The sequence below is a fragment of the Staphylococcus simiae genome (genome assembly GCF_002902085.1).
In the GTDB taxonomy this organism is placed as follows: domain Bacteria; phylum Bacillota; class Bacilli; order Staphylococcales; family Staphylococcaceae; genus Staphylococcus; species Staphylococcus simiae.
Genome location: NZ_PPQR01000009.1, coordinates 1 through 24,764, shown reverse-complemented (window position 1 = coordinate 24,764; position 24,764 = coordinate 1). Strand labels below are relative to the sequence as shown.

Annotated in this window: 19 protein-coding genes and 3 pseudogenes; 4 read left to right on the top strand and 18 right to left on the bottom strand. The window is 31.7% G+C overall.

Annotated features, from left to right (window positions below):
• Positions 1–201: 201 nt before the first annotated feature.
• Positions 202–1,794, bottom strand: coding sequence for an L-lactate permease (locus tag CD113_RS01330; protein WP_002464420.1), 1,593 nt, complete (start codon positions 1,792–1,794; stop codon positions 202–204).
• A gap of 297 nt (positions 1,795–2,091) precedes the next feature.
• Here CD113_RS01330 and CD113_RS01325 point away from each other — a divergent pair.
• Positions 2,092–2,424: pseudogene (locus CD113_RS01325) on the top strand (oleate hydratase); the annotation flags it as partial.
• Positions 2,425–2,595: 171 nt separating this feature from the next.
• On the opposite strand, the gene CD113_RS01320 reads toward CD113_RS01325, so the two are convergent.
• The 7 genes and pseudogenes from CD113_RS01320 to CD113_RS12975 all read right to left on the bottom strand — a co-directional run.
• Positions 2,596–3,060, bottom strand: a complete 465-nt coding sequence (locus tag CD113_RS01320) for a DUF1648 domain-containing protein (RefSeq protein ID WP_002464422.1) — start codon at positions 3,058–3,060, stop codon at positions 2,596–2,598.
• Positions 3,061–3,153: 93 nt separating this feature from the next.
• Positions 3,154–3,564: pseudogene (locus CD113_RS12980) on the bottom strand (phosphate-starvation-inducible protein PsiE).
• Positions 3,565–3,778: 214 nt separating this feature from the next.
• Entirely contained in the window at positions 3,779–4,579 is an 801-nt protein-coding gene (locus tag CD113_RS01310; RefSeq protein WP_002464424.1) for a zinc-ribbon domain-containing protein, read from the bottom strand.
• A gap of 2 nt (positions 4,580–4,581) precedes the next feature.
• Positions 4,582–5,883: a PrsW family glutamic-type intramembrane protease gene (locus CD113_RS01305; RefSeq protein ID WP_002464425.1), complete on the bottom strand. Its 1,302-nt coding sequence runs from the start codon at positions 5,881–5,883 to the stop codon at positions 4,582–4,584.
• 250 nt (positions 5,884–6,133) lie between these two features.
• Positions 6,134–7,495, bottom strand: a complete 1,362-nt coding sequence (locus CD113_RS01300) for a gluconate:H+ symporter (RefSeq protein WP_002464426.1) — start codon at positions 7,493–7,495, stop codon at positions 6,134–6,136.
• A gap of 19 nt (positions 7,496–7,514) precedes the next feature.
• A complete protein-coding gene (locus CD113_RS01295; RefSeq protein WP_002464427.1) occupies positions 7,515–8,882 on the bottom strand; it encodes a four-carbon acid sugar kinase family protein in 1,368 nt (455 codons plus the stop codon).
• A gap of 8 nt (positions 8,883–8,890) precedes the next feature.
• Positions 8,891–9,775, bottom strand: a pseudogene (locus CD113_RS12975) (NAD(P)-binding domain-containing protein); the annotation flags it as partial.
• Between the two features lie 102 nt (positions 9,776–9,877).
• On the opposite strand from CD113_RS12975, the gene CD113_RS01285 reads away from it, so the two are divergent.
• Complete coding sequence (locus CD113_RS01285) at positions 9,878–10,504, top strand: GntR family transcriptional regulator (RefSeq protein WP_002464429.1); 627 nt, start codon at positions 9,878–9,880, stop codon at positions 10,502–10,504.
• Positions 10,505–10,584: 80 nt separating this feature from the next.
• On the opposite strand, the gene CD113_RS01280 is transcribed toward CD113_RS01285, so the two are convergent.
• On the bottom strand, positions 10,585–11,724 hold the full coding sequence (locus CD113_RS01280; protein ID WP_002464430.1) for a hypothetical protein: 1,140 nt from the start codon (positions 11,722–11,724) through the stop codon (positions 10,585–10,587).
• A gap of 164 nt (positions 11,725–11,888) precedes the next feature.
• Between CD113_RS01280 and CD113_RS01275 the strand changes: the two genes are divergently transcribed.
• Positions 11,889–12,842, top strand: coding sequence for a hypothetical protein (locus CD113_RS01275; RefSeq protein WP_040802151.1), 954 nt, complete (start codon positions 11,889–11,891; stop codon positions 12,840–12,842).
• Positions 12,843–12,983: 141 nt separating this feature from the next.
• On the opposite strand, the gene CD113_RS01270 is transcribed toward CD113_RS01275, so the two are convergent.
• From CD113_RS01270 to CD113_RS01235, 8 genes are all read right to left on the bottom strand, one after another.
• A complete protein-coding gene (locus CD113_RS01270) occupies positions 12,984–16,100 on the bottom strand; it encodes a CDP-glycerol glycerophosphotransferase family protein (RefSeq protein ID WP_040802153.1) in 3,117 nt (1,038 codons plus the stop codon).
• Positions 16,101–16,299: 199 nt separating this feature from the next.
• Positions 16,300–18,015 (bottom strand): CDP-glycerol glycerophosphotransferase family protein, encoded by a 1,716-nt coding sequence (locus tag CD113_RS01265; RefSeq protein WP_002464433.1) that lies wholly within the window; start codon positions 18,013–18,015, stop codon positions 16,300–16,302.
• Entirely contained in the window at positions 18,003–19,031 is a 1,029-nt protein-coding gene (locus CD113_RS01260) for a zinc-binding dehydrogenase (protein ID WP_002464434.1), read from the bottom strand. The genes CD113_RS01265 and CD113_RS01260 overlap by 13 nt, the downstream gene beginning before the upstream one ends.
• Positions 19,024–19,740, bottom strand: coding sequence for a D-ribitol-5-phosphate cytidylyltransferase (locus CD113_RS01255; protein WP_002464435.1), 717 nt, complete (start codon positions 19,738–19,740; stop codon positions 19,024–19,026). Before CD113_RS01255 ends, CD113_RS01260 begins: the two co-directional genes overlap by 8 nt.
• A 1,469-nt stretch (positions 19,741–21,209) precedes the next feature.
• Entirely contained in the window at positions 21,210–21,308 is a 99-nt protein-coding gene (locus tag CD113_RS01250) for a hypothetical protein (protein ID WP_103262321.1), read from the bottom strand.
• A 165-nt stretch (positions 21,309–21,473) separates the two neighbouring features.
• Positions 21,474–21,554 (bottom strand): hypothetical protein, encoded by an 81-nt coding sequence (locus tag CD113_RS01245; protein WP_088177482.1) that lies wholly within the window; start codon positions 21,552–21,554, stop codon positions 21,474–21,476.
• A gap of 369 nt (positions 21,555–21,923) precedes the next feature.
• On the bottom strand, positions 21,924–22,004 hold the full coding sequence (locus CD113_RS01240; RefSeq protein WP_088177481.1) for a hypothetical protein: 81 nt from the start codon (positions 22,002–22,004) through the stop codon (positions 21,924–21,926).
• 266 nt (positions 22,005–22,270) lie between these two features.
• Positions 22,271–22,516, bottom strand: a complete 246-nt coding sequence (locus tag CD113_RS01235; RefSeq protein ID WP_002464155.1) for a hypothetical protein — start codon at positions 22,514–22,516, stop codon at positions 22,271–22,273.
• A 306-nt stretch (positions 22,517–22,822) separates the two neighbouring features.
• On the opposite strand from CD113_RS01235, the gene CD113_RS01230 reads away from it, so the two are divergent.
• The gene (locus CD113_RS01230; protein WP_002464146.1) at positions 22,823–23,839 is read left to right on the top strand and encodes a tRNA dihydrouridine synthase; all 1,017 of its coding nucleotides are present in this window, start codon (positions 22,823–22,825) and stop codon (positions 23,837–23,839) included.
• A gap of 376 nt (positions 23,840–24,215) precedes the next feature.
• On the opposite strand, the gene CD113_RS01225 is transcribed toward CD113_RS01230, so the two are convergent.
• Positions 24,216–24,764: LPXTG cell wall anchor domain-containing protein (locus CD113_RS01225; protein WP_142380892.1), on the bottom strand; the 549-nt coding region annotated here is incomplete at its 5' end.

The window sequence follows — 24,764 nt, the reverse complement described above, 5'->3', positions numbered from 1 at the left end:
ATTTATTTTCAGTAATCATTTAATATTTAAATACTTTCTCAACTATAAATTTTATACGATTATTAACAAAAACATCCCTTGTACCATTTTCATTCACGGTACAAGGGATGTCTCTTTAATTTGTACAGTCATACGTTTCACTACAAACGCATACCTTCTATTATATAGTGTTCACAACTTAACTTTCCTAAATATTATATTCTAGAATATCAATGTTAGGATGTATGTCCAAATACAGATGAAGATAGCAAAGCCGATACTGTATTTAAGTGTCATTTTAAGTAGTGCTGATTCTTCACCGACTTTTTTAACTGCTGCTGTTGCAATTGCAATCGATTGTGGTGAAATTAGTTTTGCTGCTACACCACCGGCAGTATTCGCTGCAACTAATAATGGTGCGCTTGTTGAAATTTGTTGTGCTACTGTTGTTTGAATTGGTGCAAACAATGTATTGTTGTTTGTTACTGATCCTGTCATAAATACGCCAATCCAACCAAGTACTGGTGAGAACAATGGGAATATTGAACCGGCTTTCGCGATACCTTGACCCATTGCTACAGTCATACCACCATATGTCATCACTTTCGCAATTGCTAAAATAACAGAAATAGTAATGATTGGAATCCATAATTCTTTAAATGCTTCTACAAATAATGCACCTGCTGCTTTAAGATTTATCTTCGTAATAATCATCGTTAAGATCACAGTTAGTAAAATTGCTGTACCTGTCGCACCGATAATATCAAGTCGTAAGACAATACCTTTTGGTGACAAGGCACTAACAGTTTGTGGCAATGGTATTGTTAATACTAATTTTTCTAAAGCACCACCAGGCATGAATAATTTTTTGAAAAATGGTGCACTCCAGAATAATACGATAACAGTTAAAATAACAAATGGACTCCACGCATAAATAATTTCTTTAATTGTACGTTTTTGAATGTCTTTTTGATTATCTTGTAATCTGAAAATATGTTTTGGTTTATATCTACGACATACAACTGCTAAAACAACCATTGTAGCTAATGGAGGAATAATATCTGCTAATTCTGGTCCTTGGAATACAGTTAACAATAATTGTAAACCAGCATAAGTTGTACTTACCGTTAAAATAATTGGTAAGATTTCTTTAATACCTTTAAAACCATCTATAATATATACTAAGACGAATGGAATGATGAAATTTAAAATTGGTAATGTTAATGCTGAGAATGTTGATACACTCAATGCATTGACACCGCCACCCAAGTTGAACGTATCAATAATACTAACTGGTAAACCAATAGCACCAAACGCACCTGCTGCGCCATTAGCAATTAAACATAGCATGGCAGCTTTTAATGGTTCAAAACCTAATTGAATAAGTAATACTGCACAAATAGCAATTGGTACACCAAATCCTGCTGCACCTTCTAAAAATGCGTTAAAACAAAAACCTATCAATAGTAATTGAATACGTTGGTCTTGTGAAATGCTGGCAATACTATCTTGAATGATATTAAATTGACCAGTCTTAATAGAAACTTTATATAACCAAACTGCCATCAAGACGATATAACCTATAGGGAATATACCTGCTACAACACCTTCAGTAATTGCGCCAGCTGATACTGGTATAGCTAATTTAAATACTGGTAAAGCAACAAGTAATGTTACAACTAATGTTGTTAACGCTGCATAGATACCTTTCATTTTAAAAATAGTTAAACATAATAAGAATAAAATAATCGGCACTGCTGCAACTAGTGCTGATAACCCAATATTGTCAAACGGGTTGACGCTAAGTAATAACATAAATGACTCCTTCTCTCTTTAATAAAATATATTAAATTAAATAATAAACATCATTTGATTGTGATTTATTTCACAAAATAAATGTAACACGCCTACAATCATCCGTCAATTCAATTTTGTGAAAAATGTCACATAAAATACATATCTTAAGACCACAACAAATATAATATCATTTTATTTTAATAAATGAATCATTTAATTAATAATTTTTCGTTGAACCGACAAATTTATATACGATGTCAAAGTCAATAATGACGTGCTGTTAAGGTGTGCTTTTACTAAATGGTATCCAATAAGATAGTTGTTCCTCATCAATCTTGTAATTTAGCATTTATAGGTAATTTTGCGGAAACTGAACGCGATACGGTCTTTACTACTGAATACTCTGTACGTACGGCCATGGAAGCTGTCTATCAATTACTAAATATTGATCGTGGCGTTCCAGAAGTGGTAGGTACACCATTTGATATTCGTGTCTTAATGGATGCCGTTTACCAACTTAATGATCGTCAAGACTTACAGGAGATTACAGAACATAATCCTATTCAAAAACTTGCATTATCAGGATTCTTGAAAAAAATCAAAGGCACATATATTGAAACATTATTAAAAGACCATCATTTATTGTAGTTACATTTAACATGCTAGTAAGCACAAGTAAGCTAAGAATGGAAATCGTACATGACAACTAGCTGTAAACAGTAAAATAATTAATGCCTCAAATCTAATATAGAAAAGTAACTTTCTCCCATTAGATTTGGGGCATACACTATAGTCGCGTTTTTATTCAAGTTAGCATCATCATTTTTTTCGATGCTTAATTTCTTTAATACAAACGATTATTAATGTCATAACAACAATTACTATACTTAAACTATTGATAATAAATTGATTGATATAATATTGATAAACCATTTCTGTGAGTTGATTAACACCTTGCACCATAATATAAACACTAATTTCTAAATTTAAAATACATAACACTAATTTAGTTCTATATATTTCATTCTTTGAATAATCATATTGCATAAATTCAACCATATTTTCATAAAATCGTGTGCTTAAATATAAGATAAGCCATATAATAAGCATTAACACAGTAATTACCAATAATATCAATTTATGACTGTAATTATCAGCACTACCTGTAACATCATAATGTATAGGAACATTTTGGGGTAAACGTTTATTAAGCACAAGTGTATATATAATAAGTATTATATACATTACGAAGCTTGTTAGGGTAAGTATTTTTATTTTATTCATAAACCCATTACCTCACTTATGACTTTCACAACTTTAATCTTGTTATGTTTGCTAGTGTGACCTCGTGAACCGATATGCATCTATTCAGCGCTTCTAGTCTATAGTGAATTTCTTCAGACAATATAACGAAATTGTTAAAATAAAGATACCTACTAATAATAATATTGTGTTTACAGCATCGCTATGTTCGACAATAATAATTCTAACAATTGCCGTAATTCCTAGATATATAAAATATTATAAAGAGAAATGATAGTTGCGTTTGAAATATTGAACAATTAGTAAGATAAATTCGATATACATGAATGATACAAGTAAATCTTCAATAATTTGATTATATTTTAAGTCACTATTTTTGAGGAATAAATTTTCAAAGAAACCAAAGACTTCGGTAAATAAAAATATGACTAAAGTAACAGCTATCGCACCGATACAAATGTTAACTGCTAATAATAATAAATTGGAAAATTGCTCACTTAACTTATTCGTTTTAAACTTTTTCATTGATGTCTCCTTCAATCACTTAAAATATTTTACACGCATGAATATGAAGTGTTAAATTTTACCTTATTTTGTGCGATTACGCTAGCTTGTGTCAAATGTGCACTTGAAAAAGAAACATTTTGTTCTGACTACGTGTTACTCATCTTATAATTGTTGTAGAAACAACAACACCCTGCTATCGAAAATAATAACAAGGTGTCGTCTTTAAATTATTTTAGTCTTCTGGTAGCTGGTCAATATTTTCAATAGATGTAACCATACCATCATCATCAATATTTACTACTACACTAAAGTCATTATGTTTATAAGCATCATAAATTAATAAGTTATGACGTCTATCATCTGGTTCACCATAATGATCTACGTAGTCATTTTCTGAAACGTTAGTTGGTGCAACAACAACGTCTCTAACTTGACCATCTCTATATAATACGCCTAAGTCTCCATACTTATCATATCTATCTCCAGATACATAAACATCACCACTTGGTCGACCATATTTATTTTCAACTTCGGCTCTAGTCATACCTTCATATACACCATCATATCCATCCTTAGATGAAGATTTCATAAATTCTTTATCAAATGAATCGCTGTATATACTAATTTCAGGACCTCTTGCTGTATTGGTATGATGTGATGAAGAGCTCCCAGTAGGATGACTATGATTTGAACCATTATTTTGATCTTGAGACGTTACTGGTTCGTTATTATTAGCGATAAATGTCTTATATGCATAATACGCACCAAATAACAGTAAAGCTAAGACAACTAGTGAAATGATAATCAATATTACTTTTAAAAATGTCGACATACCATCTTTTTGTGGAGGATAATATGGACTTTGATATCTTTGCGGATTCGGTCTTTGAACCGGCGTCGGTCTACTTTGACGGCTTTCATTGGTATTACTTTGAGTTTGATTCTGCTCACTAGCAGTCAATTTATGACCACAGTTATTACAAAATGTTTGATGCCCTTCTATTTCATGACCACAATTAGGACAATACTTCATATTTATAGCTCCTCTCTCTCTTCTATATATTGTTGCTGTAATTTATTTACTTGAGTCAATCCTGCTCTCATTAATATAAAAATAATAACCCACGCGATAACTATTAAAATAATTATTTTTAAATACAAGCTTCCTAGTATAGTAAAATCTGTGTCCCATATACCGTGTAACACTACGGCAAAGAAAAAGAAGAATAAAAAACGTTTATCTATAATGTTTTCCCATTTGAATTGATATGTTCCTTTGGCAATCACAGCTGCTGCACCAACCATAGCTGCCCAGACAATATGACCACCTAAGGCTGACCAAGCTCTTAACACAATCGTTTCATTCATTAATTGCACATCTACTGATTCTGCATTCATTATGTATCCAGCTGTTTCAAATACTGCAAATCCAGCTCCAATCGCAGCACCAATAAGTAAACCATTCAAAATTTTATTCGTATGTAAATAGTTAATAAAAATAATAACAATGATAGCTTTTCCAACCTCTTCAATTAAACCTACAAGAAAGGCATCTGCCACCGTCATAATACCAAAAATCTGATATTCATAACTAAACGACACAAATTGATATAAAATAATCGTAGTTAATAATGAAAATACACCACCAATAAAGAACATTTTTAACACTTCGAAGAAACTAATATTTCGAAAGGCATTTGATTCAAAAAAGAATATCAACCCTGAAATTGGTACAACTAACGCTCCTATAAATATCATGCCAGGCAGTGCATTAAGATTACCAAACGTATTAAATAACACCCATAAACCAATAAAAGTGATTGCTAAGGCAACAAAGACGCGTGAAAATACCCAAGGCTTGCCCCATTCTTTAGACACGTTATTAATATGCGGCGTGGTACTCCTTGTTCCAGCTATAAAAATGTCATCCGCTTCATCTTTGGAATGCCTTTTAAACACTTCTGAAAACATATCTCTCAAGTTAAGCTTTAGCGCTTCTTCATTCCCAGCGAGTTTACCGATTGATTTCGTAGTGTGATGGAATAAATTTTTAGCTTCTTGAGCCAAATTTGTATTATCTGCTATATGACTTTCAACTTGTTCATCACTATGATTAAAGTTTTTATCATTAAAAGCATGTGTTAGATGATATCCACAGTTATTACAAAATTTATCATTCGATGCAACGACGACATGACAATTTGGACAATGATGTTCCTCAATTTTCTCAGTTGTTATATTATCACCATTATTTTTGTCATTTATTAAATTATGACCACAATGTTGACAAAATTTATCTGTACTATCTACATGTCCCCCACAATTTAAACAATTCATCCAGTTGTTCTCCTCATATTCAATTTTATCTTACAAAACAATTTTAATTTATTTTCAATCAACTTTCTATATAAATTAAAAATATATATGCAATATTCTTATTATTTTTAAAATTAGTTGCATTATCTAAAGAATTCAACTTTTCCATAATACAAAACACCACCTACTAACGTGCTAGTAGATGGCTAAATAACACTTTATTTACTTTATGTTTTAAAATTATGCAACTAGTTCACTAAAATTATCTTTATCAAATTATTACATTAACTAATAAGATAAAGCCTAAACCTAATACCGATAAGACAGATTCTAATAATGTCCAAGTTAAGAATGTTTCTTTTATTGTTAAGCCAAAATACTCTTTAAACATCCAAAATCCTGCATCATTAACATGCGAACAAAAAATACTACCAGCACCTATAGCTAAAACTACAAGAGATATATTAACATCAACAGATTGTATAAGCGGTAATACAATACCTACTGATGATAAAGCAGATACCGTCGTTGACCCTAATGCTAGTCTTAATAATGCAGCAGCCAGCCATGCTAAAAAGATTGGCGACATATCTGATCCATGAAATAGCTTAGAAATGGTATCTCCTACTCCACCATTTATAAGTACTTGCTTAAATACACCGCCACCACCGATGATAAGTAATAGCATAGCAATTGGAGTAATTGCTTCTGTTACAGTTTCCATTATTGTATTCATCGATTGATTTCTTCTGATTCCCATAGTATAAATCGCAATTAATACAGCCATAACCATTGCTGTTGTTGATGAACCTATAAAATAAATAAAGCCTTCGATACCAGAAGCTTTACCATTTTCATGTCCAGTTATTAATTGTACGATTGTTGCAAATAACATCAAAATAACTGGACTCAGAGCCGTTAATAAACTAATTGAAAAGCCTGGTAAACTTTTTTCTTCAATATTATGTACTTCAGCTATACTTTCTTGATTTCCTTCTTTAGAAAAAGCTGACGGAGTAAGTTTATATGAAATTTTCGGAAACAATATTCCTACAATTATAGCTAATGGTAAACCAATAATAACTCCATACATTAATACGTGACCAATATTAGCATTCAGAGCTTGTGATATAGCAACTGGCCCCGGATGAGGAGGTAAAAAACCATGTGTGACTGCTATAGCTGCAGCCATTGGTAAACCTACTTTAAGATTTGAAATATTCATTCTTTTTGCTAATGTGAAAACAAGTGGTACTAATAACACAAATGCAACTTCTAAAAATAATGAAATACCAATAATAAATGATGCAATAATCATAGCCCATGCTACATATTTAGCACCAAATGTATTAATTAACTTATCTGCAATTCTAGTAGCACCGCCACCTTCTGACAGCAATTTACCTAAAATGGACCCTAGTCCAAAAATGATTGCAATACTTCCTAAGGTATCTCCCATACCTTTTTGAATCGTTTCAACGATTTTATCAATTGGAATACCTAACATCATTCCAGTAATCATTGAAGTAATAATTAATGAAATAAATGTATTTAACTTAAACCACATAATTAAAGCAAGTAAAATTAAAACTCCTATAACTACAGCTATAAGAGGCCAAATTGTTTCAAACATTCCTCATCACCCCTGTTTATTAACTATTCAATTGATATACTTCTGATAAAGTATCAACTTCTCCAACATTCCCTGGGAAAATTACATACGGCATTTTTTTATATTTCGCTTCCTCACCAGTCAACCAAACTGGAACCCCTTTTGTAATTTGACCTATTACTTGTGCTTTTTTAATATTTAATCCCTTTGTTGCCACATCACTTGATGTAATTCCACCTTTAGCAATAATAAAATTAGGCTGTATCTTTAGTTTACTTATAATTGCTACTAGACTATTTGAAATATTTGTAGATATGCTCAAATTATTATTCAAATCTTCTGTTTTTATTACATCTCGGGATGTATAGATAACTACATCTTTACCACTTAAAATTATATTCTCAACTTCGTTTGCTTTTTCATTGATATAGTCTCCCAATGTATCTTTAGTAACTTGTTTAACATCAAATTCAAGTGATTTGATATTAGTATTATTTAATAAATGCTTAAGTTGATCAGTAGACTTCTTAACATGTGATCCAACAATAATGACTCCCCCATGATTACTCTGTTTATATTGTTTTAAATTAATAATTTCTCCTGGTGTTTCACATATCGCTTTAACAAAAGATGCTGCTGTTCTAAAGATAAATTTTTTGTCTTTTGTAGCTAAATATTCTGTTAAGCAGGCTACGAAATAATCCATATCTTCATCGTTGAGTGCATCTACAACTACAGCATCCAAATTATTTAAGTCATCAAAGATTTTAAAGATTTCATCATGTTCTCTTTGTCTGATATTCTGTAATGAAATGTGATAAACATCGTTAGAATCTAAGACACCATTACTTTTTTCACTAATAAAATCTGCCATTGTTTCAGATTTAAAACCGAACGTAGTATCTTTTGAAAATTCACTTTGTGATACAGGAATATAATTTTCTCCTTCTTTTAAATAATGGACACCATTATATGTGTATCGTTCACCTTCAAAAAATTCCGGTAAATAAAATATAGCGTCAAACCCAGTATTTGAAGCATCATTTAACACTTTAGGCTCTAAATAAAAGTGTCCTCTAAGAGTTGAATCGCCCCTACTTATAATCAAATATCGAGTATTTAATTTTTTTGCTACCTTTTCAATTTTTTCACTTATTTCTTGATGTAAAATGGTAGTTTCTTGTTCATTTAGAGCCCGAGAATTCGTCAAAATATAAAACATATTATTGGATTGTTCAAAACCATCCATTAATAATTCTTCTGTCCAATCTGTGTAGACTGGTAAATCTTTAACTGTTTGTGTACCAGTTGGATCATCATCCAAAACAATAACCTTATAATTAAGATTTTTTAAATTTTTATTTATTTTATCCTGCTTTTTTTCATTGATTAATTGTTCATTTAACATTTTTTCACCTACATATTATTTATTCTTTCGAAATATTTAATAATACCTGAATGGTCATTTAAACCATTTCCTTGTGCAACTTCTGATTTATAAATTTCTTTCACTTGATTAGATATTGGTAATGTTAATCCAACTGTGTCAGCTGTGGATGTAATATTTTTCATATCTTTCAAATTAATGTTTAATGTTCCCCCGGCTTCATAATCTTCAGCTATCATTTTAGGAAATTTCGCCTCCATAACAGCAGATCCTGCTAAACCTCCTTTAATTGCTTCAAACATTTCAGATAGCTCAATATTAAATGTTTTAGCAAGTACAACTGCTTCTGATAGTGCTGCAATATTTGTATTAACAATAATTTGATTAGCTAATTTCACAACACTCCCTGCACCAACATCACCAACCCTTATAACTGATTTCGCAATAGGTTCACAAACCTTTTTAATAACTTTTAAGTCTTCTTCCTTACATCCAACCATGATTGATAATTCACCAGAAATTGCTAATGGTTCTCCGCCACTCACAGGCGCATCAATATAGTTAATAGATTTTTCTTCAAGTACTTTAGCAATTTCTAAAGATTCATTCGGTGTTAAAGAGCTTGTATCAATAACACTTTTAATATTAATTGTTTCTTGTTGCATTATTGCGTTTTCTCCACTATATAAAACGGATTTAACTATTGCTCCATTAGGTAAAGATAAAATTAAATGGTCGGCTTGCTTTGCCATATTTTCTAAGGTAACTGCTTTTGCACCTGCATTTACCATCTCTTGTTCAGCTTCTTTATTAACATCATTTACCAAAACTAAATTATTAGATTTCAATAAATTTTTAACCATCGGTTTACCCATAATTCCTAATCCAATAAATCCAATATTCATATTTGCAACCTCCTGTGTAAGCGTTTTCTAATATTGTATACTAAAATTGTTAAAATGTATACATTTTTTAGTTGATTTGTTTGTAGTAAAATAATGATATGAGGTGAAAATATGCATAGTAACGAGGATTTAACACTTTACCAAAAAGTACGGAATGATATTATTTCCGGAGAATTGAAATCATCAGAAAAAATAACTGAAACAAAATTAGCAAAAAAATATGATGTTAGTAGAACACCTGTAAGAGAGGTAATTAAACAGTTAGAGCTTGAATATTTCATTAAAGACTCTTATATATTTATTCCGACAACTGAAGAATATAGAAATTTATTTGAAATGCGCATTTTATTAGAAACTTATGCACTTGAAAAAGCAGGTATTATATATACTGAAGATGATTTATTAGAACTAAAAAGTTATACCAACATAGATATAAATGTCGAAAGTGAAGAAGCTATCCTAGAAATGAACGATAATTTCCACCAAAAAATTATCAATGCTTCCAATAACCCATTTATATTAGAAAGTTATCAAAAATTGAAAAGTTTTATTTATCTATTTAGTAAAACAGTGATTAACAAACGTCGGTCTGGACTCATAGAAGAACATGTAGAAATTGTTGAAGCTTTATATGAACGAAAAGTAGATAAAGCGAAACAATTATTAGAAAATCATTTACAAAAAGATTTAGAATTCAGCTTATATTACCTCTCATTTAAAAATGAAAAGTCTAATTAATTATTTATATGTTAGAAAAGAGCATGTTAAAACGCCATCGACTGCAGTCAATGGCGTTTAATATAATGATTTAAGTGATGCTATTTATGGTGCTCTTTAAGCATATCATCTAAGTCATTTTCAAAACTTTCTAAACTAATTAATTTTTTAATCTTATCAATCGCTTCGTCAACTCTATCCTGATGTTGTTTTGATAACTCCTCATAATTCAATTTAGCTTTTTTATCAACAACAGGAGTCACATTTTTTATCGAAATCGCACCGCTTGTTCCAAGTTCAAATAGTTTTGGTTCTATCTTTTCAAAATATTCTTCTTTGGAACCACATAATTCTATGAATAGCGATTCCCATTTTGCTCTACTTCTTAAAATAACAATAGTATCAGGGTTGTTTTCAAGCTTATTTAAAATCACCTGTGCGCTAAGTCGACTACTTTTCCACGATTTACTAAATCCAATATCTCCTGTTGTTGAAGTTCTATATGGGACTAATTCGATATTAGCTACTTTAATCTCATTCACTGCCTTTTCAAAATTTTCATCAATATTTTTATGCCCTTGTCTTTTGGCTTCATTCATTTTTTCAAAAATTGGGATATAGTGTTTCATTGCTCTAACATATCCTGGATATCCATCATTATTATCAAATAAATGCCCATAGTATTGTCCTAAATAATAGGCAATTAATTTAAATGATTTAGAATTTCCTGTTTCTAAATAAATTCTCACATCTTCTTCGTTATTTTCATACATTTTATATAATTTCTTCAGTTCTTGGGCAATGACATTCTCTTCAGACAAGATATGGTCATAATAAAATTTTTTTAATGTCTCTTCATCTCTACTATTCCCTTCGTATATTTCTTTAGATTCGAAGTCGACGCCAGTTTGATTCGCATTTTCTTTTTCTTTATTCACTTCTCCTTGTATATACTCTCTTACTGTATTACAACTTTCTGAAGCATCTGTATCCATATGTGTTCCAGGATTAAATAAACCTATGATCACTTCTGTGTTATCAACATCTCCTAAAACATGGTTAGGTATGCCCCACTTTGCTGCATTCGATTCCTTATTTAATTGATCTTTACTACTCACCCAAGTAAACCCTTGATCCTTTTTCTTCGAACCATCATAAAAGTCTTGATATAGCTTTGCTTTATCTTCTATTTTCTCTTTATCCCAAAAGTCCTCAAACTTACTCCATAATTCTCCAGTCATTATATTCTCTCCTATCACTTTTTTATAATACGGACAAATACAGTCTTACTTGTCGTTTACACTTAATTTAACAGTGACTGTGATTTGCATATTTTTAATATAAGATTTTTAAGAGACAAAATATGTCCGTTTTAAAATGTAATGTATATATTGAGGTGAATGTTATGGAGAAAGAGAAAAGGCTGTTATATTTTTTCTTTTCTATGATTAGTGGGAAAGAAATAAACCGTTCTGAATTAATAAAACGCTCTGATGTGACGACGCGTACGTTGCGACGAGATGTTGATGTGATTAACCAATTTTTTAAAGATCCAGAATCGCCATGGCGTAATAGTAGTACAAAAATTCAACTAGTGGGTAAAAATGATAATGCTACTTATAAGTTAATAAACAGTTCATTTAGTAAAGATAGCTATGCGATATTAGGTTTGTTAATTAGTATTAAAAGTTTAACACCTAAGCTTCATCAAAATGTCCATGCTTTATTTAAAGCGCTTATTGATGATAGTAAACCTGAAGATAAAAATACATTGAATAGTGTATTAAATCATTTCTCTGTTAGAAAGAATCCAAATGATTGTAATTTCCCAGGACATGAGTTAATGACACTTCAAACAGCGTTAGCAAAGGGTGTCATGGTTGGCTTTAAACATAAACGTACTGGTAAATATGTTTTTGCGACACCACATTCTTTAATGTATATGAATTACGATTATTGGTTAACTTATGAAACTGGTGATAAATTCTTCGATGTTAAAGTACGTGACATCATTGATGTTGAAATGAATGAAAACTTTTCTAAAACGAAATCAGAAGCCAATGAAATTGTAACTGTGAGAGTGCATAAAGATATAGCAAATGAATTGAAGCAATTATACGCTGTGTTAGATGATCGACAATTAAACGATGACGAAGCTAAGTATGTAGATAATAAAGATGACTGGTTAATATTTTATATTGCCTGTACTAAATTAGATGCATACTATATCGCCTATCAAAAAGCACCACGTGCACAAATTCTTGCACCACAAACATATGTCGATAGTTTCCTAGAGCGTATGTTAGAAATATTTAATCAATATAATTTGCCACCGGAAAAGTTATCTAAAGGGGAATAGCACCACTAATCGTTTGTCATTTAAACTTAAGGGGCTCTCCATAATGAACCATACTATTTCAATACAATACTACTAACTTTAAACAACTCAAAAATGCGATTAGAGACCGTCAAATTCTCTAATCACATTTGTTATTATTTGCTATTTAACATATTTTATTAATTTTTTGACCTTTGTAATCACTTTATGTTTACGGAGTCGTTTAACTATTTTGCCTTGTCGTTTTTTAACATATTTCGTATATAATTTATAAGCTAATTGAATGCCTTGTGGTGAACGTTTTAATGACATACGTTTGTTTTTAGTTTTAAGTTGGACTTTTTTTCCTAATAACTTCTGCGATGCCATCTTGTAACTGATTGCTGGCGCGTACTCTACTTCTGGTTCAAATAATACTACTGCATCTTTTAAAGGTGCAAAGTACTTCACGATACGGTCATCTTCAGGTTGCGTTCTAAAATAATCTACCCCAAAGTCATAAAAGTTTCGTTCTAGTTCATCTTCATTGATATAATGTTTACTATAAAATGACGTAATAAACTCTGGTAAGATATCGTTCATAGCTTGATATAAGGCTTTGTCATAATTTTTAGGTTGAATGATTGGTTCCACTACATCATTATTTCTACGATACCCTGGAATACTTTGATATGGTATATTCGCAAAGATGGACTCGATAAAAATAAGTGATGTCATCTTACTTGTGTAATTATATCTAATTGCTGTACCCATCGTTGGATAAATACTTCTTGCATAGAAGAAAATGGTGTCGATAGGTTGCTCACTAATGTTATTTAACAGCCGATCCAGACAATCTTGTGTATAGCCTCTACCCCAGTATTCTACGAAGGCAAACTTCTCGTTGAAATCAATTTCTTGACGTAAGTAATCATTGACAATGTCTCTTTCTTGGCGCGCTTTATCAAGTAATAATTTGTGATACGCTTTATTATGTTGTGCAGTTATTCTAATGAGTTCTCTATCATTTTTAGTTAATTTACCAACCTTTTTAAGATGTTGTAATTGTGGAAATACTTGTTCAAACTCTTGTTCACTAATATGTAGTGCTTTGATAGCACTATCAATGTTAGTTAAGCCTGCTAAATTTCCAAATACTGAAAAGAATTCTTGATCGATATGATCAATAAATGATGGAATACGCCATGCTTTACGTGACCCATAAATATATTTAGTTTGAATGTCATAACCTTTGGCAGCAATAATCGCATCAGCAATTTTCTTAAGTAGTTCGCCATCTCTTGAAATAAAGTATAACGTTTGAATATTTTCTTTAAGTGCCTTTTTAATGGACCAACTTACATATGGCACAAAATAACTACTAATATAGCCATAGACATAATAGTTTAAGTCGTCATGATCCTTTTCACGAAATCTCGCTAGTTGCGTTGTAAGTAAAAATGTATCGTACTGTTTGTTACGCTTTAGAATCGCATTCTCATAGGCATTGAATTTTGTTAATTTATGATGTTTCGGTTTGATATGTAACTTTTTAGGAACCTTAACATCGGCATGTTTATTATCTCCATAGTGAATCCATTCTGCATAATCGTAGTTCAAATCTTCAAAAACATCTAAATATAATAAGCTCGTTGATTTCTGATTGCCATTATCGCTAGATACATAAAGTGGTAATTCTGCCAACTTAGGATCTACTTTAGTTAACATTTGAATGATGACGTCTTTAGGTAAGTACATATCACTGATTAAAATGGCATCTTGATTGTTATCTAATAACTCATAAAGACGTGCTAGTTTATCTTCTTTAGCCTCAACGTTATTCAATTCTGCTTCGATTTCCAAATCATATAGGAGTTGTGCTTGCTCACTCGTTAAATCATATACCGACTGAATCCTATCGATAATATCTTGAAACTTTATTTCTAGTCGCTTATCATCACGCACAAATTCAGATTTTTTATAATAATCTCTCATATAACTTTCAGCTTGGCTTCTGACTCGTGGATAATTGTGAATAACATAAGCTGGTAAATCTGCCTTCAATGTGATTAATTTATCTTTAATATAAAAGAAAATTCCTTCAGGCTTTAAAGTCTTACGTTGAATAATCGTATCGAAAATATCAAAACTGTATAATTTAGGTAACTTTAATGTCTTAATTTGATAGTTTAATGTTGTGTCGATAATTTTGTCAAAACCATTGTCAGTGTCTAAATCATATTGCCAAAACTGCTGTAAAATCGTCTCATTCTTCTGTTCATCCAATGGCAATGACTCTATATGGTTTAACGTTGCTAGTAAGTCATCAAAATTTGATGCTATGGTCCCAGAAGTCATTTCTTGATAATCATGTACTAATGTTCGATTGGCAGTATATTTATCGTAATCATAAATATAACGAATAAAATGTTGTACACCAGAAGCTAACAAATCGTAATAAATAGAGGAATAATCTACAATTCCAATATCTATTTGATCAAAAATTTCATAAATATCTTTATCATTATCCCAGAATAGAATATTAGGATGGTTGCCATACAATTTTTTATAAGCAAGATAATTAAGATCCTTTTTGACTAAGTAATGCATTTTAATAATTAATAATATGTTGTTTTTCTTTAATGTTGTCAGTAATTCTGGCATATTCGGTATGGCTTGACCAAAAAAGTTAGTCATGTCATAGTCTCTGAATGTAGGTGCATATAGTGCAATTTTAGTATCTGCATTCAATCCTTTGTGCTTGCGAATGTCATGATCGAATGAACTGAACATCTGTTTATCAAACATATTGGCTGGATAACCTGAACGTACAACTTGATCCTCGCTCAAATTGAACATCTTACAGAAGTGACGTTCCATTAACGGAGATGTTACTAAACATAATTGATTATTACGATAAATTTCATTATATTTGATATATTTCTTATAAATACGTTGTCTAATACCTGGAGAGTCAACAAAACGTTCAATTGGTTTAATACCCACACCATGCCATAAATTCAGAATAACCACTTCATTCTTAAATTTAACTGGTATGTGTTCTTTAACTTGATGTACGACAAATACACCCGCTTCGCTTTTTAACTTTTCAGCTTTGTTAGAATGATACGTTTCAGCTTTGAATCCTAGCTTTCTAACTTTGTTAACGATATTGATATCATTACACATCCAATATGCATCGATATCTTTGCGACATTGATTGATGTAAATAAATAACCATTTAGGATTACCAGCAAATTCATTCGTGGCATTAAATATCCACAATTTTCTATTCCTCATATTTCCCATTACCTTTCTAATTTGTTCACAGTGAACATGTCGTATGTTCCAATCATCTTGAAATAGTTATAGTTGAAGTTTAATACGACACCATAACAATACTTTAATCATTGATATTATTAAATAGATCATTTATTTGAAAATTCAGTTATTTTAATTTTTAAGTTTATTGAATTTATTGTAATGAGGCACAAGTCATTTATGTCGTATGTGAATTAAAGACATCATTAACTAAACGTTGACTCGCTAGACCATCTTGATAATCAAAATTTTTATCTAAAAATGTCTTAACTTTTTCTATATCAAAATCGTTATCTTCCAACGACTGCATAACATCATCAAACTGACGTACAATTTTACCTGGAACAAACGATACATAAGGTTCATAAAAATCACGCGTGGCGATATAGTCTTCTAAATCAAAGGCATAAAATAACATTGGACGTTTAAAACAAGCAAATTCATATATTAAAGATGAATAGTCAGTAATTAAAATATCAGTAATAAATAATAAATCATTCACTTCTCTATAATCGGCAATATCTTGGAAGTAAGCTTGGTATTCAGTTGGAATAGGTACACGTTCTTTGACAAAAGGATGCATTTTAAACAACACGACAGCATTATGATTGCGACAATATGTTACTAAACGATCAAAATCAATATTGTCAAATGGATAATGTGCTGACTTATGGCCATTACCCCTAAAAGTTGGGGCAAATAGTACGACCTTTTTACCATTGATGATTGGTAATTCTTGTGACATCTTATCTCTAATTTGTTGTGCATAAGATTCATCAAATAAGATATCTGTACGTGGTACACCTGTAGCAATCACTTGGCTTTCATCCATGCCAAATGCTTCAGCATACATGGGTATGACAGATTTTGAAGAAACATACACTTTCGTATAATTTCGATGTGCTTTTGAACCGAAGAAAAGACCACCCTGTTTACCAGCACGACTATAGCCTACCGTCTTAAATGCACCTACAGCATGCCATACTTGAATAATGTCTTGTGACGGTCTAAATTTAACTTTATTTAATGTAGGATGGAAATCATCAACAAAAATGATATCTGCTTTCCCGTATAAGTAGGGTAATTTGAATTTGTCAGTAAATTTATATCTATCAGTAATATTAGCTTTATAAATTTGATGAATTTTATATTTATCATCGATATGTTGTCTCATCATTTCATCATAGATAAATTTGAAATTCCCCGATAAATTGGCACGTGATTCTGAAGAAAATAATACCGTGTGTGTCTTCTTAGTATGGATGAATTTAGACGTATTGAAGATTGCATTAAATATACCTTCTCGCGTTTTCAACCACCATCTACGTCGCGTTTTGTTTAATGAGAACTTGCTTTTTTTAGAACGCCCTTTAGATTTGTAATTGGTATAAGTCACTTTAAGCATCATATCATTGTTATATGGGTCAATTTGTGGTGTTACAATATAACAATGCTTTGTTGAATTACCATTTTTTCTAAATACTTTAGTCAACAGTTGCAATACGTAATTATCATCAGGATTAAATTGATTTAAGTCATTTTGTTGGAATAACGTTAATAATTGTTGATTTACTTTTAATAACTTTTGACTTACTTTCGCATGATACTGACCTTCTTTAGTTGTATATAACAGCTGATATGTTCCTGACACTAAATAGCTACTATCCACTGCCGAAACATTAAAGCGACATGTAAATTCATTACCTTTCATACGAACGTGTTTGATCGGTATCACTTCTTCATTATTGACATTTTGAAGTTGAAAAGTGCCTTGAATACTCATATTGAATCCTAAACGCCCAGTCATATACATTTGGACGCGTTCCCAATAAATATTATCTATAAATACATTTTCTTCACTATTATTTACATTGTTAAGTACTACATTGTCCATTTTAATACTGTTTTCCCCCATGACATTGATAAATCTGTTTCAAATGCATTGATAGCATCACTAATTGTTCTAATATCACATTCATTACCTTTTAATAAAGCTAGCTTTTCCACAACATCTGGATACTTAGCGTAAAAAGCCATCACTTCTTTAAAATCTTGAGCACCGCTTCTACTACTACCAAATAGCGTTAATCCTTTTTCTAAGACTAATCTAGTATTCACTTCAATTGGATATTCACTAACACCGAGTAGACTCACTGTACCCTCAGGTGTGATGAAATCAATGATTTGTTTGAGTGCTGCCTGACTACCTTTACCCCCTACACATTCGAAAGCATGATCAAACGTCACTCCTTGTGGTATGTCATGGATATGATAAATATCATCAACGAATGAAAAGTGACTCAACTTATAATCCGTCTTACCAAAGATAGCAATAGAGGCATCCGGATAACGTTTTTTCAGTAACACTGCCGTAATATAACCTAAATTGCCATCTCCCCATATCGCAAGACGCGTTCTATTCGTATGTGCTTTACGCTCAAAACGTTGAATGGCATGCCAACTGACAGTCACCAATTCAGTGTATGACATTGTACTTAAATCAGTGATACTAGGGTCAACTTCGACCACTCGATCATGTGCCATAAAAACATAATCCTGCATAAAGCCATCAAACCCGCTAGATCTAAAGTGACTAGTAGGCAAGTAATTTTCAGCAATAATCGGATCAGTCTCAACTGGTGTGTTAGGTACCATCATCACTTTAGTCCCTGTTTTATAGACATTGTTACTATCGTAAACGACCTCTCCGACTGCTTCATGAATTAAAGACATTGGCAATTTTTGACGTAATACATCTTCATGTCGTTGACCTGTATAGTAACGTTGATCTGCCGCACATATGGATAAATAAAGAGGTCTAACAACAACTTTGTCACTATTAATCGTTTCATTATTGTAAGTGACTTCGAATTGTCTAGGTGCGACAAGTTGATAGACTTGATTAATCATTTAACATCCCGCCTTTTAAGATGGAATTAGCCACCTTTAAGTCATAGGGTGTTGTTATTTTAATGTTATATAATTCACCACGTACTAATCTCACTTGTTGATCAGCCACTATAAGAATCTTACACGCATCAGTCAATATGTCTTTCTGTTCTGCAGACAATGCGCTATAGCTATTTCTTAATAACTTAATATTAAATGACTGTGGTGTTTGCCCTTGGTACATGTCATTGCGAACAGGTATCGTATGTACACATTCACCATCAGTTGATGTCACGATAGTATCCGTCGCAGAGATGACGGTATCCACTGCACCATATTTCAAGACACTGTCGATATTTTCTTTAATGATTCTATGCGTTAAAAATGGTCTAACAGCATCATGCGTAATAATCACATCATCGTCAGTAATTGGTTGTCTATGTTCAATTTCATGAATGATGTTCATAATTGTTTCATTACGGTCAGTGCCTCCTTGTACTACTTCAATTCTGTCATCATGAATGTGATGTTTGCGTAGTATATCTTTCGTATGGGATACCCATTTTTGTGGTGTGGCGATGAAAATTTTATCGAAATCACTCACTAACATGAATTTTTCAATGGTATGTATCAGTATGGGTTTACCATCTAGATCCAAAAATTGTTTAGGTAGTGGGACATTGCCCATTCGAGAACCAATACCACCTGCTAATATACCAGCATAAATCATAACTTTATCTTCTCCCCCTATTGACTGCTCGATGTGAAGTTCATGAAGGAAAAGTTTTTTCTATTTATCTACTGTGCTACGTGACTCCATATCGTTTTGCGTAAATATTTAATATTTAATAAATTTAATAGCGTAATGTTTATTAAAATTATTATATCAAATAATAATGAAATAAACACAGAATAAATATTGCTAGTGACAAAGAATTTTGTAGTTCTCTCTCAAATTGGACTGATACATAATTATTTTTTTAAGCCTCGCTATGCCCAACCTGCATTGCATGAAAAAACTGGTTATCCAGTTTTTCTGTGTTGGGTCCCTACCTCAGGAGTCTCGGCTTCAAATTAATTTTCGTTTTAACTTATTTATTTTTTATTTATCAGTCCTAGAAAATAGAGAATCAATTTTGTATTAGGCACGTTAGGAAAAGATTTTGAGAATAACAAAGGATTTATGAAGTGAAGAAAAAGTGGAAATGATTAGAGAAAAGGAAAAGCTCGGCAAATTAGAAGGAGCAGAGAGGTAAAGTGTAAAAAATTGGAGAATTAGAAGGAGCGACGAGGTGAAGGCAAATTAGCGTGGTGGAAACATATTTGGTAGGTGATGACAGAACGGTTTAAGGAAGTAGAAGACAATTGAGCAAGTGATGGAGTAATGACTATTTAGTTATGGAGGTGGTTGATTGTTTAAGGATGTACAATTTTGATATTCGCGATATTGTAAATTACGCTATACTACGTCATTGTGAAACATGAATGGTAGATATTGTTATGCTACGTGTCTTTTTAATACGCAGAAATATGATGGAAGATTGATATTGCTAAAGTGAGCAAACTTTTATTCAAGATAACAATGAATATGAGGCTATGCTACTACATATTAAAGGAACACAGAATAGCATTGTTAATGTTCTGTGCTTCTTGTACATTGCTATTATGATTGAAATAGTATCAATGCTTACTTATTATTTTTCCTATAGTTAATGAAATTAATAGTATAGATAAGCATTAGAGATAGAAATGGTAATGAAATTAAGATGTTATTTTTAAATCCTATTGTAGAAGAAAAAGACAAAATAACCATAAAGAAAACGAAACTTAAAATCATAAGACAGAATCGGGGAATCGTATATACTTTATTCTTATCCATAGTATACACTCCTTTTTAATATCTTAATCAGATATATGATCTAGGTTACTAACAATCATGCTACTAAATTCATCCATTTCTCAAAATACATTCAATATCTATCTGTATATTCAAAATTAATTACCACAAACACTATATATGAAAACACTGTTATTTTATGACATAGTTTTTATATTATTGAAATACGCAGCTATTTTACTTATAATAAAATATAAATAAGCCAACGTGCAGTAACACGTTGCCCTTGAGCCCGTTAAAAAGACGGTGGCTTATGTGGTATTTGATTAAATAACCATCTACCTTACCAAAGTTAGAGATGATTATTTTTTATGACTTTCTTTACTAATTAGTACTAAGCCGATGATTGTCATTACAACCATCAGCATTTCGTAATCAGACACGCTGCTCCTTTCCAGGATGAACTACAGTTTTTGCTAATGTAGTTCATAGACAAGTTTTTATGCTCATGCTATTATATAAATAAATAAGGCAACGTGCAGCAACACGTTGCCTCCGAGCCCGTTAAAAAGACGGTGACTTTTCGTTTTTAACCATTTCACTACTCCGTCAAAAGTTGGAAATGGTTATTTTTTATGATTTTCTTTACTGATAAGTACTAAGCCAATGATTGTCATTACAACCATCAACATTTCGTAATCAGACATGCTTCTCCTTTCCAGGAGTAACTTCTATCATCATAGGCATCACCCCTTTGTTAAGAGATTAGCCACCATCTATCCAACTTGCTCATAATATATTATATCAAAATATTATGATTTTTTTAATTTATTTTTTGATATATCGTCAAAACTTCTTACTCGCATCTAATATAAAATACGCTTACAGTTAACTTTGTTATATGTGCTTTTCACCTTCAGAATCCTCTATTACATAGACAAGTCTTTATGCTCATGCTATCATATAAATAAATAAGGCAACGTGCTTCAACACGTTGCCCCTGAGCCCGTTAAAAAGACGGTGGCTTATGTGATATTTGATTAAATAACCATCTATCTTACCAAAGTCAGAGATGGTTATTTTTTATGACTACTGCGACTAATCAATACTAAGCCAATGATTGTCATTACAACCATCAGCATTTCATAATCAGTCATGATGCTCCTTTCCAGGAGTAACTTCTATCATCATAGGCATCACCCCTTTTTTCAAGAGATTAGCCACCATCTATCCAACTTGCTCATAATATATTATACCAGCATACTATTATTTTTTTAATATATTTTAAATGATATTAACAACTGGGTAAATCTTCATATGCCTAACATTTACAAAACATCATTACAATTGATTTCCTACAATGTTGTCGTGTTCATCAAAACATCAATAGCTATCTCAAATGACCAATCGGATAACCTAATCACTATTTCATGATGATATTAACTATACTTAAAATAATTGCAATAATCGCAAATCCTATGACGATGTATGCGAATTTCCATTTTCTAATGAGGAAGTATAACCCGAAAAATAATATACCTATATTTTTAGTTAAATCAGCAAATGGACTAGTAATATTAAAAATGTATGATAGTAATCCTGCAATGAAAAATACACTGGCTAAAATAATCATTAATAAAGATAAATTTTGTTTCTTTCTATCATCCATATGGCATCTCCTTTTGTAATCGTCATCATCTAACAATTAGTTAAGTTAAATATATCAAATATTGATGAGTAATGTTCTATTCCCTTAATACTTTCTATGAAAAAGAATATGACAAAGAAATAATCTTTCAACAAAATTTCTTTAGAAAATGCCTATCTAACAAATCAATGAATCATTTTATAAATGGAATTGTTGAGGAGAACCCCAATCTCACTGTAACTTCCTTTTGTATAAGTTCGCGTTGTGTGGTAATATCATCATGCATAAAAATTCGAGATACTACTAAAAAAGAGGTTTAAAGATACTATGAAAGAAAATTTTTGGAGTGAATTACCACGTCCATTTTTTATTTTGGCACCAATGGAAGATGTCACAGATATCGTCTTTCGTCACGTTGTCAGTGAAGCAGCTAGACCAGATGTCTTTTTCACTGAATTTACAAATACCGAAAGTTTCTGTCACCCTGATGGCATTCAAAGCGTTCGTGGACGTTTAACTTTTAGTGAAGACGAACAGCCTATGGTAGCGCATATTTGGGGAGATAAGCCCGAGCACTTCCGTGAAATGAGCGTTGGATTGGCAGAGATGGGCTTTAAAGGTATTGATTTAAATATGGGATGCCCTGTAGCTAATGTAGCTAAGAAAGGTAAAGGTTCAGGTTTAATCTTACGACCTGAAAGAGCGGCTGAAATTATTCAAGCAGCTAAAGCGGGAGGTCTACCGGTCAGTGTAAAAACACGTCTAGGTTATTATGAAATCGATGAATGGAAAGATTGGTTACGACATGTCTTCGAACAAGATATTGCCAATTTATCGATTCACCTTCGTACACGTAAAGAGATGAGTAAAGTTGATGCCCATTGGGAACTGATTGAAGCCATTAAACAGTTGCGTGATGAAGTGGCACCGAACACTTTATTGACGATTAATGGTGATATCCCTGATAGACAAACAGGTATGGAACTCGCAACGAAATTTGGTATTGATGGTGTGATGATTGGTAGAGGTATCTTCCATAATCCATTTGCTTTTGAAAAAGAACCGCGTGAACATTCAAGCAAAGAATTATTAGGATTGTTGAGATTACATTTATCATTGTTTGAAAAATATGGTAAAGATGAATCACGACAATTCAAAAGCTTACGTAGATTCTTTAAAATTTATGTACGCGGCATTAGAAGTGCAAGTGAACTACGTCATCAATTAATGAGTACACAATCGATCGCAGAAGCACGTCAATTACTAGACGACTTCGAAGAAAAAATGACTGACGATGACATCATTATGACTGTCGGTGACGATGGTGTAAGTAAAGACGAGTAAAGTTAAAAATGTTGGAGTGTAGAAATATCTTAATACTGGAATTTCAATTTGATGATTTTACATCAATAATTATATCACTCAATTTTTAATAAGTAATAAGTTAAAAAACAAATCGAGATAGTCACATTTATTGTGATTATCTCGATTTTTCTTATTTATTTTAGAAATATATAAATAAATTCCATTTAAATCTGCTAAGTTTATTATAATTCTTTTTATAATAGATAACTTAAAAAGAATAGTAATATTAAGAGATTATTGAACTTAATAATAGATTATTAAATTATTTAATACTTTAAACAACAAACCATAGATTAAAAAAAGAGCAGAAAGACAAATATCTTTCCACCCTTTAATTATAGAATCAAATTAGATTTTAATTATCTTCTTTTTTTCTTCTTCTAGATAAGAATGTTATTCCTAGCAATCCTAAAATACTACCAAATAAAGTGCTGTTTTGTGATGATTCATTACCTGTATTAGGTAATTCTGATTGTTTATGATTTTCTGAGTTGTTTGGTGTATCTGGATTACTTGGTACATCTGATTCACCTGGAGTACCCGGATTATTTGGTGTGTCTGGGTTGCTTGGTACATCTGGTTCACTTGGAGTACCTGGATCATTTGGTGTGTCTGGGTTGCTTGGTACATTTGGTTCACCTGGAGTACCTGGATCATTTGGTGTATCTGGGTTGCTTGGTACATCTGGTTCACCTGGAGTACTTGGATCATTTGGTGTGTCTGGGTTGCTTGGTACATCTGGTTCACCTGGAGTACTTGGATCATTTGGTGTGTCTGGGTTGCTTGGTACATCTGGTTCACCTGGGGTACCTGGATCATTTGGTGTGTCTGGGTTGCTTGGTACATCTGGTTCACCTGGAGTACTTGGATCATTTGGTTTATCTGGACCGAACTCAATAATTTC